The sequence below is a fragment of the Pseudocitrobacter sp. 73 genome (assembly GCF_008369545.1).
Taxonomy (GTDB): Bacteria; Pseudomonadota; Gammaproteobacteria; order Enterobacterales; family Enterobacteriaceae; genus Pseudocitrobacter; species Pseudocitrobacter vendiensis.
The window spans coordinates 1-14,334 of record NZ_VTZO01000008.1 but is presented as its reverse complement, the minus strand read 5'-3'; the positions used below and the strand labels follow the sequence as shown (position 1 = coordinate 14,334).

Below are 14,334 nucleotides of genomic sequence, written 5' to 3'. Positions count from 1 at the left end.
CGGGTGTTCTGGTCAAACTTTTAGTAGCCATACTTAAGTTCCATTGCGCACGCTGATAGGTAAATCTTGGATACTTCTGACAAGTAACTTGAGGAACAAAAATGAGGGGAAGCAAAGAAAAATCTATGCCGGATGTTCTGGACTCTGCCCAGTTGGTACGTATTGAAGCCGTACACCGGGGATTCCTTTATCAGCACTTGTATGCCGTTGGCTGCTTGCTGCTGGCACAGAAAGCAAGCGTGGAGACAGTAACCGTTGAGCTGGATGAGGATATTGAACTCAACTCCAGGCAGGAGCGCATTTACGTTCAGGTTAAAACCCGCCTGAAACCCATCATTCTCAGCGATGTGTCTGGCGCGCTCGCGCGGTTTGCGGAGCTGCGTAACGAGCACACTGATGGGCGCCGCCAGGGAAGCGCTTCTTTCGTTATCGTCGCCAACCAGGCGCCAGGTCCACATCTGCAGAAGATGATTGAGGATAAGACGCTTCCTGCGGATGTCCGTTTTATCTGGCCCCAGTCAACCGCTGAGCGCTATCCCGCACTTCCCCCTGCCTGGGACGCCGTGGCTGATGCGGCCGCGTGGTGCATCGCGCAAGCAGAGCAACTGAATTTTTCGTTATTGTCGCCAGAATCCCTGATCTGGAAGCTGGCCGGTCTGGTCCAGCTCGCCGCCACCGGAGGTGATGCCGACGGACAGCATGCGTTTTATACCCGGGATCTTCCTGCCCTGTTCGAACAGCTCATCGTTCAGTTACAGGACTTCCCTGCACCGCCGACACTCTACCGGCCACAAAGAGAGGAACCCTCTTTTGTTTCGGATGAGCGAATACGCATCATTTGCGGCTTGTCTGGTGCAGGTAAAACAGCATGGGCAGCACAGGCCGCCCAGCACAGTACACAGGTGTGTGCGTATTACGACGCTGGCGACCTTCCGGGTCCTGCACTTGCCAGTACGCTGGTTCGTGAGCTGGCAGCCCGGTTTGCGACTCAGGAGCAAGGTGGCCTGCGAAGAATACTGCTCCCTGGTGCCAGTGGCGTTGAAGCGCTGAGAACGTTCGACACCTTCTTGCAGCAACGGAACGACAATCTTCTGCTGGTTCTGGATAACGCGCATCGTATCCCTGTGGAGAACTTGCGGGATGTTCTACACGCCACAACCCGTATCCATTTTGTGCTGCTGTGCCAGCCCCATGACAATGTCCGTCAACTGGAGGCGATGACTGGACTTCAGCGTGAATCGTTACAGGGATGGGATATCGACACAGTGGCTGCCGCAGTGGCCGACCTCGGTGGGCACGCCAGTGCGCTGGGATATGAGCAGCTACGAAGCTACACCGGAGGGTTGCCGCTGTATGTCGAAAGCGCGGCGAGAGTTGCCGCAGAGGAATACAAAGGGGATATAGACACGCTGTGTGCTGAACTGCGGCAACAGGAAAACAGCACGGAAACCGCGCAGGACGTCATTCTCAGCCGGGTCTATCAGGGATTCGAGCCACCGGTCCAGAACGCACTGGCGTTGTTCAGTCTGTCCGATGTGGGACTGAGCCGTGACGAAGTTTCAGGGTACCTTGCCCGTTCATTGAATATCCCTTCAAGCGGAGCAGCCACATTAATTAAAAAAATGCGAGCCACCGGAACCATTGAAAACTATGGAAACCAGACGTTAAAGGTACACGACGCTGTCAGGGCGCTGGGGCTGCAGCACCTGACCATGATGGACGCGGATATCACAAACAACGCGTTACTGGCGTTAAAAGATCTTTTGATCGAGAGTCTTCACCAGACACGTGACACTTCGCGATTTTCTCTTCTGACACAGATATACATCAAGCTTAACGATGTCATGACGCTCATCGGTCTATCTGGTGAAGAGCTGTTTTATGAGATGGGCATTACTGTCGACATTATGGAAAGCCTGAAACAGGCGACAGCTTCAGACTCTCTGGCGCCCTTACAAAAATTCTGGGCACTCGATGGACTGGTTTTTTCCGAGCTTAAAGACGGTGTTTCTGAGCAAATTGCGCTATGGCTGGAAGCGATGGGAGCCTTGCTTACAGAACATGAGTTTGGCTACCGGGAACGCACAGCCTACACCATGAAACGGATGCTTTTCTTATCCGAAAAGGGAGACCTTAGTGAAGTGCAAAGGCTGGCAGATGAAGCCCGCCCCAGTCTTCCGGACGAAGAGCATGCGCGTATTTTTGACTACACCTGTGCCATCGCGCTCTGGAGACTGAAAAGATACAAGCAAGCAGAAACGCTGTGCCTGAGCGTAGTAAATCGCTATTACGCGCTATTTGGTATTACCCCACAGGATGTCATGGGTAAGAACTCGGATGTGCTGTGGACAATCATCAACCAGCCTGAAAATGTTCACGAACACATCAAACATCTGGCCGATGCCCTGGAGTTACTCGCCAGGATTACTGACGCACAGGGAAAAGTGTCACCGCTTCTGCGAATTCACGCGATGAAATTTTACAACATGACCGCGGCCCCGGAATCTCTGGTCCGGGTCGGACAGGATCTGGCAGACGAGTTTGTCGCAAGAAAGGACTATGTCGGCGCCAGACAGGTGTTGGAGCAACACGTCCTGCCCGTGGTTAATGAAGCCGGCCTGGTACAGCGACTGGTTCAGGTCCGGAGCCAGTATGCCGTCATACTGGCACTTGCAGGCGAACATGGGCAGGCAGAAGCGGAGATGCGTCGGCTAGCCCCCTTTTTTGAAGGGTTAACAGGTGAGCAGCGACAGGAGGTTGAAAATCAATCGAACTACATCGCGCAGCTTGCTTACAAGGCGGCTAAATCCGAAGTAACGCGATTGTTCGGGGCGGTAGGCAGAAATGAACCTTGTCCCTGCGGGTCGGGAGTAAAGTATAAAAAATGTCATGGAGCCTGAGTGCTGGCTTCGCTATGTTGGACGCGGCCGGGGGCTAAGTCCACGGGAGCCATATCAGGATGCTGTCCACATCGTGCAACCGAGCGCTTTTTATTGGTATTGCCGTTGACTCTCTTAAAGCACATCGTCGTGCGTGGGGGGCAGTATATGGCCTGCGAAAGCAGGCCATATACACCCAAGAGGGAGAAAATACGCGAGTGCGCACTAAAACACGCTATCGTAGTGCTGACCTTTAGTTGCAACGTCAAAAATGAACAACTCCCAGGCAGGGTTACTGGCTTCGGCTCAACGCATATGGTTAAAAACCCACCAGGAAAATTGTCTCTCTACTTCCATTCTTAGTTCTGGGTCAGTTTTCATCGATGCTGTATCAGGCATACCATCCGGGCAAAAATCAGCAAGCTGACTTTGAATAAACTTTAGCTTTTCTTCTTTTTCCCCTGCGTTCTCAAACACCATGAATGGCAGCTCGATAATCGGCGGTTTGGTCTGGGTGGTTAACGGCATGGTTATGCCTGAATTACGGCCAGGCAGTGAGTATAATTCTCTGATATGACTCAACAGATTGTAGGGTAATGTGTTTTTTACGAAGTAAAAAACGTCTGCATAATAATCAGTTACGAATCCATCCCTTTTCCCTGGATAAGCCAGCGTATCCATCTCTGGAAAGGGAAACTGTAAACCCTCATTTCTGTAATGTACGATTGGCACTCGTTCAAGTACACGCCCACGGTATTTGAGGATGTATTCATAGTGACAAGGTTGCTCAATGCTAATCGTTGACCACCAGTGTTGTCCTCCTATATCTTTTTCTGTGTCGCCAATATGAATGGCATAATCCGGGTCCAACCGATAATAGGCCTCGCTGATACCGTCATATTCCCAATTGTCGTAATCCAGAAGCAGTCTGACTATGCGGTCAGCGGGTGCCAGGTCCAGGTTAAAGCGCTCTCTCCACATTGCCATGACATCTCCAGGGCTGGCACAGCTAGTTACGGGCGTATTGGCATCTTGTTGCCGGGTGTAAACGACACCGGCTCTGACAGTTTTTCCCTCTTTTATATAGTCCTGGGTCAGATAGTAGGGTTTAATTCTGACGTTACGAATTTGTAGAATAGCCAGCACCTTATGCTGGAGTGTGATGTGGTGCAGCTGAATATCCGGACAATGGTGCTCTGCAAAACTGACTTTTCTTAACAGATCGATTAAATTTGCCTGGTTAAGTTGCTTACCATCTTCCGGCACGCCGGTAATCACCCCTTCATCATTCACGCCAAAAATCAGATACCGGTCACCGTCATGCAGGACGTTTGCCATGCAGAGGATATCGTGAACAAGGGCTGCATTGTTTTGGTGGTAGGTTTGTTTAAAGTCCCACCATGGCCCTTCCTTGCCACTGGCAATCAGTTTTTCGATGGTTTCGTTCATAGTCCCCTCTATCCGATATGGCGTGCGTTTGCTTGTACCAAGTATTCCTTCAGTCTACTTAAATTGGTAGTGCGAAATGGCTCTTCTGGCATTCGATGCCAAGGCAGCCAGTTGATTACTTAATAAGTATCGTTGTCAGCAGTTAAACGGCAGTTCCTCTTCTCGTAAAACTACCGGTGCCTTGTCTGCCCGGTACTGGATCCAAGTTTTAAGGTCTATTTGCGTGCTATTACGACCAGCTAAATCAAAATATCCTCTGTTAGCAAAACGGCGATGTATAAGCTCTTCACCTGTTATGGACAGATAGGCGTTCAATGCCGAACGATGGATGAAAAGTCCGCGTTGTTTTACACCTTTTTGATGGAAGGCGATAAGTTTGCCAGAATGATCAACCCAACCGCTTTGACAATCCCATAAAAGTTCGAGTTTTTGAATGATTCCCAGGCATGGCGCAATGAGGTTATCCTGGCGCTCGGGCATGGTATATGAGTAGTCGTATTCCCATTCGTTTCCGCGCAGTAAACTGACTTCTGTAAAATTAAATGCTTCACTATCTTCATCACTATTAAGAAGTTGTTTGTATACCGGGCTGTCAGGATATTCAGCAAGATAACCGCGATAACAACTACTTCCCTGATTATATTGAAAAATATCGCGTGATCTTTTCTGTTTAAAGTTCTGGATGCTTTCATTTATGAGTGCGCTTGAGTAGGAAGCACGCACTCCCAAGTACGGGGAATCCCAGCTATTTTCATTCGGCGCTTTATCGTCATCCCAATAGCTATGTGAAAGCGCTACCCACTGCTCTCCTTCCTCGTCAGTTCGAATAAGACTAGCTTCATAAGGTGGAAAATCATCGGTCCGAACCCAACCTTTGATATCAGAATTGTGGTCAGGGAATGCATAATTTGTTTCCTCCATCAGTACTGGATAGACACCTTCTGCGGTGATATCGCGTACATCGGTCAGGTCAACTTTACGGACGTCGACTGACCATAGATGATCACTTGTAGGTTCGTAGTCGGAATATGGGTCTTCAAGTGCGGGAACATTACTGGCCAGAATGCCCAGTAGTCGATGTAAGGCGATCCAGTAATATTTTTTACCGAGTCGGTCAGCATACCCTTTTCTACCCCGTCCCGAACCATACTGACTCCCGATATGGCGATCATAATTGAGCGCGCAGTGGTTATAACCGGGATATCCTAAATTAAGTGCTTCTCGCATTAACCAACAGGCAATGTTTTCATGGCTGATATTGGCGCTCTCCAAGTCAAAGCCGGAAATCTTCGATTCCACCTGATATCGCCAGAAATCCGGGGCCATGGATTCTCCCCAGAGCAGCATGTTTGATGGTAAATGTTCCAGATCTAGGAGGGGTTTGACATCCGCCAGTACAGGCCATCGTGATGGTAATGATACGTTTATCTGGTAATGCTGTAATTGGCTTGTTACGGCTGTGGGAAATTCTCCTGTTTTCAACAAGTTTACTAATAGCTGAACCGTATCCCGGAGCAGAATATTCTCGCTATCTGACGCAATGCTTAATAGACCAGAGAGCGCTGGCATAAACGCATTTCTGCGTTGGTGTGACAATAAGCATGCACTGTAGATAGCAAGGCTAATACGCTCTAATACGTAATCATCATCACAATATGCAAATTCACTGATTACTGTTTGGCAGTTCTCAGGGTAGTTTGCCAGGATTCTGCTTAGCCCTTTTGAGGACAAATCCCTGATTCGGCGGTCAGCACACGAAGTGAGCCAGGCAAGTGTTAGACTGGCCAGCCTCCGGCTTTCAGCAGGCCAATGGGTTATGTCAGCAAATAGTGCTGCATGGATGAGTGAATAGACAGCAGTCTTGTTATCAAATGATCCCAGCGCAGCTAATGACAAGTAGGTGTCACGTTCAGCTAAGGATGACTGCCGTAAAAATGGCCCCAGCCAGTTAGTTGCGTTTAGACGATGGTCAGGAACCAGACTAAGTGAAAACAGCGCTTCATAAACCGACTCCCATAATCCAGGTGTATGCAGTGCTGCATGGATGTGTTCATCAATTTCTTCCACTACACTTTGTCGGGAGCGCCAAACCAATGACTGGATGAACAGCTTATGGGCTTGTTCGGATGGTAATCCTACTTCTTCAGCAGTAATTTCAAGAGCAGTTTTCTCTGGCAGCACGGCGGCAAGAGCTTCCAGCAATCCAGCATCTTCTTCTGTTAACGCTGCAATTTTCTCCGCTAGTTTTGCTGTATCCGAATCAAGAGCTTCCACAAGGCTGATAGCACGGAGTATGTCTCCGTAGCGTTGATAACCCAGACGGATCAGGAAGGTATCCTCATCTACAACAGAAAGGATAATGAGGCCTTCATGTGCCAATGCATTTAAAAAGGATTCAGGTGTGGTCTCAGTTCCCACTATTTTGCTCAGTGCTTCGCAACAGGTTTCCCAGGTTCGGTTCTGCGGCAACTCATGTGTCAGAGTATTCGCGAGTGCCATCATTGCAGCCCTTACCAGATTGCGAGGGTTTGCGTAGTGGAGGCGTTCTCGAATTAAAACATCGCAATGTTTGAGATGTCCTTGAAACAGAGAGGTAAAACCCGGCAAAGAAATATCCAGACTGTCACGGCCTTCGCCCTTTAGCGTTTTACAGGCCAAGTGTAAAAATAAAGGATTACTGAGTTCGGGTGAAAAAAGTGGTGTAATCTCTGCATCCAGCCCATAGTAGGCTGCGAAAGCTTGTACCGCTTCGAATTGATGTCCTGAAAAACCGATGTGTTCGAAAGCAAACCCTGGAAAGCGTGAATCGACCACAAGATTGCGATAGGTATCTCGGGTTGAAACGCAGATTTTGATGTCTGGATAAGACTTGCATTGAGCGAGCAATTCGGGAAGCTTGTCCTTCCAGCGCACTTCTCGCGGGCTTTCGTTCAAGGCATCGATATAAATGACAAAAGGTAAGCCAGTATGTTCGGCGCAGGCCTGTATGCATTCAAATAATGTCGAACGATCGATGGCGGCACCCAGCCCTATTTTACTGCGTAGCACTTCCCAAGGCTCTGCTTTGCCAAAGTCGTCTCCAAAGACGACCAGGGAAAAACCACCATGTTCCAGTCGACGCAATGCTGCGCTGACAATCGCGTGGGTTTTGCCGATACCCGCTGGCCCAACCAGCAGTAAGGAATGTGCTGTTGCGGCACCAATGACCTGAGAAGTCAGCAAATTTTGCAGTTGCTGCGCCTGCTCTTCCCATTTTCTCGCCGCATCCATATCTCCGGCAGGAAATGCACACATATACTCTGCGTGGAACTGTCGGAACGATTCTGTATCACTATGCTTGCCATGCTTTTCATAAAATTTATCTTCTTGAGCATGGCGGGCATCAGCGAAAAGTGTCAATAGGGATGACAGAGCGACGCAAAGATCTGTAACCGATGTGGCCGTGACATTGTTATCTCTCATGCTCTCACAGTAGGCAATTATTTCTTCAATCAATGCCGTGGCGGATGTAGCACGGGTTTCGCCGAGTATATCCAGCGATTTGCGTCCGTATCCATTCAGTGAATGGAACTCTCGAACGATTGGTGTTAATGATATTTCGTACCACTCGCAAAAGTCACCAGTCCCACCAAAGAAATCCAGGCCGACATGAGCATTCGTCACCACATCCAGCATTGAAGTATATCTTGGCCCGGCAAAAGCAATGGCGTCATCCAGACATTGTTGAATTTGAGCTGCTGTCAGCAACGTGTCATCAAACCAATACCTGCGCATCCCTCCGTAAGGGTCTATCACAAGTAATTGATTGCAGATAACAGCAGCGGTACAAAGGACAATAGAAAGTGACTTCCCTTTCGCTGACGCTTCCGATTCGACTTTACTTTTCCATTCTTCAAAGCGTTCTGCCTGGCTTTTTCCTCGCTTTCCCGCAGCAACACGCCCGGTCAGGTCAAACGGTATATAAATCCAGTATTCGGTTAGTGTGGGATGGTTGCTTAGCGCGGCTTTAAGGGAACTATCAATCTGTGTAAGCTCTGCGGAAGCAAGCTGGAAAAAGTATTTTGCCTGAACACCGAATACGGCACCGTCCGGTGAGCGGAAATATGCCTCAACGCCACCGTCTCCACCATCTCCACGCAAACTAATAAATGTTGAATTTGTCGGTACTCGACAGGTTTTCCTAAATAACTGTACGGCGAGTGCTTCAAAGCTATCGTTACGGCTTTTGGGGGCGCTGCGAATTAAACTGAAATCAATATTCATCACCAGTCCTTGTTCCTGTCAATAATGCGGCAAAAGCAGTCACATATTATACCCATTAAAAATATATTGGTATTGAAGTGACGTAAGGTTTAGCGAAACACTAAGAATGAGGGGGGAGAAAAAATTATCTTGATGGGTCTTTGACCATTTCTGTTGAACAAATGATTTTGGGTTATCAAGGGTACAATTTCAAGACAGTGCTGCATTTGATTTCAGCGATACATCTTGAGGAACACCCTCTGGGGTAAAATCGGCAAGCTGTTGCTGCATAAGTTTCAACTTAGCTTCCTTTTCCTTAATGCTATCAAACAAAAGGAATGGTACGTCCGGCTTCGATAGACTTCATATCTGTAATGATCTGCTTTTGGCTGAGTCGGGCTTTACGCATGGCAATCTCCTCAGGGGACATAATCAGTATTTCGGAAGATCTCTAAAGGTGAATGGTTTGTTTCACCGGGATACTTAAAATAAACCGGAGCTTTCAGAAAATGCGTGGAACTAAAGCGGGCGTGTCTATATTCGCATCGCCAAAACAATTTACAACAGCTTAATTACCGTTGCTTTGACGCTCTAATAACTTACGGATATTCTTTGTGAAACCGCTCCTAAAAACATTCGTATACAATTCTCTTGCTTCAAAGTTAAGCAATTCAAGATTATCAAAATTGATATTTTTGATTGATTCGCTTGATTCACCAAAATTAACATGTGGAATTGCAGGAACATCTATTCTCGGCGAGTTAACAAACAACGGACCAAGTAGTTTAGATGTCTTGACAACATCATCAACATTCCCCTTTAAAAAGCGGTTAACTGCAGATACAACTAAGTCAGCTATTTGTAGCCCGTCAGATTTATTTGAGTCCAGGAAAACACTATAATTATTAAGTATTTTCCCAAATAGGATTGGCATAGAACAACCAGCTACAGTGGAATGGTCTACGTTAAATAGCCTTTTACGACGTTCTATTTCCTCGAGTGGCATTCCTAATCCAACTTCCTCTGCTCCGTAGTTTCTATAAAAATATTTTATTGCTTCTGGTATATATGGTATACCTCTTGGTTCGCTGTAATAATGTGACTCAACGGTCTCAGGCATAAATTTAGAATATAGAAGTTCAAATCTAGCAGGTGCGGAGTTTTTTAGGTCAAAAACCCATTCAAAGCGAGATAATTCCCTAGGGTTATTACGTAAATAATAGGTAATGGTTTTATCAAGCATGAACGATATCAGGTAAGACTGAATTACAACTTGGTTGTATTCCTGTATGCTTGATGAATTAATGAGTTCCTTGGTCACCTCAAACTCATTAACATACTCCTCAGACTCTTCTTGATTTAACTCACTTTCAATTTTTTTAATGTAATTAGCTCTGCCGTCGATCTGCGCTTTCATATGCATGCGCGTAGCATCATCATTTAGTGATGTACGGTTTACAGTCATAGCATGGAACGTACAATCCAACTTCAACAATTCAGTCAGGAATTCTGCAAAATACTCAGATGAAGGTTCCGGTCTGAATTCGTTTTTTATTTCAAGGGAAACAGGGATCTTCAGTTTCGATTTTAGAACACATAGTGCAGCACTAGCTTTTTTTATATTTTTATGCGGTATTGTGATCGCCCCAACTGTACCCCATGCTTTATCAATCCGGGTTAAATTATTATTTGCGCTAAAGATTCCCGATTCATCAATGTAAATTTTCAATCCATACCTCTTTATAAAGTCAAATACTTAAAGTAATCAACGTATCAGTAATTCATCCGCCCGCATTGGTTGTGGTGCGTGCAGGCTATCAGAGTCATTCGCATCACCAGAATGCACAACGAGATAATCCATTTCAACCAACCGTTGTAAAGTCATAAGATTCAGTGAAAGCTGCGAAAAAAAAATGCAAGCGATGTATCCCTCTTTCAAAATGGCTATTCACTTTCGAGCCGTTAATAATAATGTTGTTAATATTCATTAGGCGACATCTGATTGCAACAATCAAATTTCTTTTAATCTATAGCGACTCCTCAATAAATTTTTTAGTAACGAAATGGCTTATTCAGAAGTCGTTAATTACTTTATCCATTGTCAATATTTTACTAATGAATTCGTTATCAAAACTATCAGAACTTGATAAACAATTTATTACCTTGAGCATGTAAGAGTCGTCTGGCACAAGTATATATTTGATATCATCCAGTGTAAAGTTGATGCTGAAATCAAAAAATCCTTCACTAAACTTTTTCTTATCTTCGTATGATATGACTCTCTCGAGATTTAAACTCGGCCACATATCACCGACAAAAGGTTCCGGTACATATCTCCATTCTTTTTCATCAGCAAAAATATAGTTATCGTCATCCTTTTCCCCTGGCCTTACTAGTTTTCCTTTGTAGTTTTTCATGTAACGAAGTAAATTGTAAAGGTCTGAATATTCATCTTTAAGTGCGTTAAATAACTTTGATTCTGTAGGGTTTAATTTTTTTCTTTTATTCCAAAGTGGCAACAATTCATTTTTTATTATTCTGACCCTTTTGTTGTAATTGGAAAACAACCCCCCTCCTTGCTCCATATACAAAACAGGATGCAATTTCTTTTTTACCGCCCAAGTTTTTGTGAGACCAAAACCAAATTCACCATATTTGAATGTATGATCATCAATTTGCGATAATCTTATATCACAAAAAGAAACCATAGGAACAGCAAATTGTCTCCTTGAACCAATTCCTGTAATACGTTCTCGAGCTAAAAAGGGTTTGAAGCGCCGCTCTGTAAGTATACTATAAAATGCTTCTTCATTGTTTGTGAAATGAAAAATAGTGGAAGGGTGCAGACTCTTAGACCTTTTCTGCTTGGTTTTCTTTGCTACTTTTTCCATTATAACGTGTCCAATACAGGTAAACATTTTGCAATGTAGTATTAGTTTACTAAAATCATATAACTAAGATTTTATCTTTTAATTTTAATCACAAAAACCATAAAATAAATTACAGACTCATATAAAAATAAATTACATTCGCAACTACGGAATTTAACCATAAATCCTTATTTTGTTTAATATTCATGCCCCGCCCCCCTTAATCGACATAAGTGCCATAGTCATTATGTGGGCATAGCTATTAGGTAAACGACATAGTTAACATTCCAAAAAGCATCCCACTCGAGCTTGTGTAAACACTGCCGAATGATTCGAAATGCTTCACCAAACCACTACTTTTAAACATTTTACTGAATTCAATTTTATCCGCTTCGGTTACTAGACGACATTCTAAGCGTGTCTCGGAATGCTCAGCTACAAATCTATAATCAATTATATCGTCGAAATTTTGCCATAACGCGAGTTTTAAAAGGTCCGCTTTCATACCAACATAGTAAATTGTTTGGTCATTAACACTCCCCCAAATCCCTGCATCACTGGAGTCATTTATGTATGTTTTATTATAAAAAAATTGTCTTATTACTTTTTCTGCGTCATCATCATCCCTAACCCATTCAATTAGTGGAATACCATCAAATTGCGTGATATTTTCATTCTCTATAAGAACAGCGATCCTTTTATCTAATGCTTTAGTTAATCTAGAAGATGGAGATATGACTTTCATTAAAAAATAAATGTCATATAGTCTAGAAAGGATTCTCTCTCTTCTATAATCAAATTCTATATCTTCAATGTTTGGGTCAACCAACCAACATTTTATTTTTCTTGAGAACTCTTTGTCAATGGCTGTAATTGTTCCAAAAAGATAATCACCTGGGTAATCTGAAATTGGATTATTTTTAGTTTGTTCTTTTTTATCAACAATACTTTTCTTATGAGCTCTTAACTTCTGTATCGTGCTGTTGTTTTCAACATAAGATCCTTTCGTCTCAATTTGCAATGCCCCATGAGGGGAAATCGCCACGAAATAGTCAAAAGCTTTGACCTGTAATACGGGGATCGGTATCCAATCGGCCGAAGTCATGTTATTCACATGTGCAATAACGAGCATTCCAATTGATTCGCCTATCCTTTCCGTTATAGGAGTAGTTAAAGAATCGACACTATTACAAACATGTAAACTATCGGAAATATATTCAATATATCCATCAATTTCATAAACAGCTCTGCTTATATGCTGAGAAATCATGTTTCTGTCAGGGAAATCAAGAGGTCTAGATGTTTTTAAATGAAAAAGATAGTAAATAAAAAACTCCTCGATATCGATTTCAATTCCACTCGTCACAGATAATCTAATGTTATTTCTTACAATCTTCGGATAAGGGTTACCTCGTCTTCTGTTAAATAATTTTTTCTGTTCATTATTGTAATAATTAATGTCAATTTTTATTTTTTTTGTTGGATGATTGAACGGGTTATTCGGCTGCAGTGATATATTCATCACATTCCTTTATTTGGATGATTTTAAATTGGCGCCTACCATCAATTCCCGAGCAAGCCAGCGCCCCATCTTGTAACCTTTGGGTGATGTCATTCGCGCATCAATTGAACTGTGACTGACGTCGTGAGATTTTTGAACAAAGCTGCGGAGTTGTATATGCCTGATATTGGTTCAATAGGGCAATTATTCCAGTACTTATAACTACTGCGTCGAACTCCGAACACGTGGCAAGGCGTTTTCATGGAATAACGCGCCCTGAGTTTCTCGATTAACGAGAACTGTTCAGGAAGTCTGACATCAAGATCATGGTTGTAGTTTTAGTCTGTCAACTTAATATCATTTTTAAAATTTCATACTATATTTCAATGCGTTGCAGTTTTCCTTAAACTCACGTATTTCAATCTGCTCAGGTGTTATGGGAGAAGCTTTTGGCGATCAACTTTGCCTTTTTTCTCGCAACTGTCCCACCCTGCCAGTCATTGTAGAAATGCCGACAGCGCCGTCCAAGAGGGTATGGTTTTGGTCGAGAATTAACTGAGCAGATTCCTGTTTAAACTCGGGGCTAAAAATTCTTCGCATTGTGTCATCTGCATTTATGAGGTAAGAATATCAACCTCTTAACAGGTGTCCAAGTTCATTAAACCACGATACCTTAGCAACGCTACCGCCATCAGAGACGTCAGTCCTGATTAAGCATTGATGTGTCCAAATGTTACCAAGATTCTTAAGTTATTCAAGAAAACAATCAGATAGCTCTTGAAGATTTATATGCTTGGTTATGCGATTGCGATGTGATATGGTTTATGAACTCTACTAGACCAAGCTGTCAGAAAATACACATAAGAAGCGCATTCTTAGTAAGTTCATGATGAATCGCCACGGATAATCTAGACACTTCCGAGCCGTTGATAATACTGGTTTTCATATTCTATCGGTGACATCTGATTGCTCGAACCATGCCGACGCTTACTGTTATAAAACATTTCGATGTAATCAAAAATATCGCTGCGGGCTTCTTCCCGCGTTCCGTAGATCTTTTTCTTTATCCGTTCGCGTTTCAGCAACTGGAAAAAGCTTTCTGCAACCGCATTATCGTGACAGTTACCGCGACGGCTCATGCTCCCCTCCAAGCCGTGTGATTTCAGGAACGACTGCCACTCATGGCTGGTGTACTGACTGCCCTGGTCCGAGTGAACCAGCACCTGTTTTTGGGGATTACGCCGCCATAAAGCCATCAGCAGTGCATTCAGGACAATGTCCTTTGTCATCCGCGATTGCATTGACCAGCCGATAATTTTGCGTGAGAACAGATCAACAACCACAGCAAGATACAGCCAGCCTTCGTGGGTCCTGAGTAGAGTAAGAGGCAGGG

Annotated in this window: 8 protein-coding genes; 1 reads left to right on the top strand and 7 read right to left on the bottom strand. The window is 44.3% G+C overall.

Annotated elements, in window-relative coordinates:
* Positions 1-101: 101 nt before the first annotated feature.
* Positions 102-2,900, top strand: a complete 2,799-nt coding sequence (locus F0Q32_RS07330; protein WP_149462509.1) for an ATP-binding protein — start codon at positions 102-104, stop codon at positions 2,898-2,900.
* 285 nt (positions 2,901-3,185) lie between these two features.
* On the opposite strand, the gene F0Q32_RS07325 is transcribed toward F0Q32_RS07330, so the two are convergent.
* The 7 genes from F0Q32_RS07325 to F0Q32_RS07295 all read right to left on the bottom strand — a co-directional run.
* Positions 3,186-4,328 carry a helix-turn-helix domain-containing protein gene (locus tag F0Q32_RS07325; protein ID WP_103798345.1) on the bottom strand — a complete coding sequence of 381 codons (1,143 nt, stop codon included), beginning with the start codon at positions 4,326-4,328 and terminating at the stop codon, positions 3,186-3,188.
* A 135-nt stretch (positions 4,329-4,463) separates the two neighbouring features.
* Positions 4,464-8,591, bottom strand: a complete 4,128-nt coding sequence (locus tag F0Q32_RS07320) for an ATP-binding protein (protein WP_149462508.1) — start codon at positions 8,589-8,591, stop codon at positions 4,464-4,466.
* A 547-nt stretch (positions 8,592-9,138) separates the two neighbouring features.
* Positions 9,139-10,299, bottom strand: coding sequence for a DUF3800 domain-containing protein (locus F0Q32_RS07315; protein WP_149462507.1), 1,161 nt, complete (start codon positions 10,297-10,299; stop codon positions 9,139-9,141).
* Positions 10,300-10,335: 36 nt separating this feature from the next.
* Positions 10,336-10,431 carry a hypothetical protein gene (locus F0Q32_RS26775; protein WP_326970303.1) on the bottom strand — a complete coding sequence of 32 codons (96 nt, stop codon included), beginning with the start codon at positions 10,429-10,431 and terminating at the stop codon, positions 10,336-10,338.
* A 211-nt stretch (positions 10,432-10,642) separates the two neighbouring features.
* Positions 10,643-11,461 (bottom strand): abortive infection system antitoxin AbiGi family protein, encoded by an 819-nt coding sequence (locus tag F0Q32_RS07305; RefSeq protein ID WP_103798342.1) that lies wholly within the window; start codon positions 11,459-11,461, stop codon positions 10,643-10,645.
* Positions 11,462-11,702: 241 nt separating this feature from the next.
* A complete protein-coding gene (locus F0Q32_RS07300) occupies positions 11,703-12,962 on the bottom strand; it encodes a hypothetical protein (protein WP_149462506.1) in 1,260 nt (419 codons plus the stop codon).
* Between the two features lie 887 nt (positions 12,963-13,849).
* On the bottom strand, positions 13,850-14,334 hold a 485-nt coding region (locus F0Q32_RS07295; RefSeq protein ID WP_149462505.1), incomplete at its 5' end, for an IS3 family transposase.

What these genes read in the sequence shown, in the direction of transcription:
- F0Q32_RS07330 (WP_149462509.1), top strand. Translation starts at nt 102, where the DNA reads ATGAGGGGAAGCAAAGAAAAATCTATGCCGGATGTTCTGGACTCTGCC.
- F0Q32_RS07325 (WP_103798345.1), bottom strand. Translation starts at nt 4,328, where the DNA reads ATGAACGAAACCATCGAAAAACTGATTGCCAGTGGCAAGGAAGGGCCA.
- F0Q32_RS07320 (WP_149462508.1), bottom strand. Translation starts at nt 8,591, where the DNA reads ATGAATATTGATTTCAGTTTAATTCGCAGCGCCCCCAAAAGCCGTAAC.
- F0Q32_RS26775 (WP_326970303.1), bottom strand. Translation starts at nt 10,431, where the DNA reads ATGGATTATCTCGTTGTGCATTCTGGTGATGCGAATGACTCTGATAGC.
- F0Q32_RS07305 (WP_103798342.1), bottom strand. Translation starts at nt 11,461, where the DNA reads ATGGAAAAAGTAGCAAAGAAAACCAAGCAGAAAAGGTCTAAGAGTCTG.
- F0Q32_RS07300 (WP_149462506.1), bottom strand. Translation starts at nt 12,962, where the DNA reads ATGAATATATCACTGCAGCCGAATAACCCGTTCAATCATCCAACAAAA.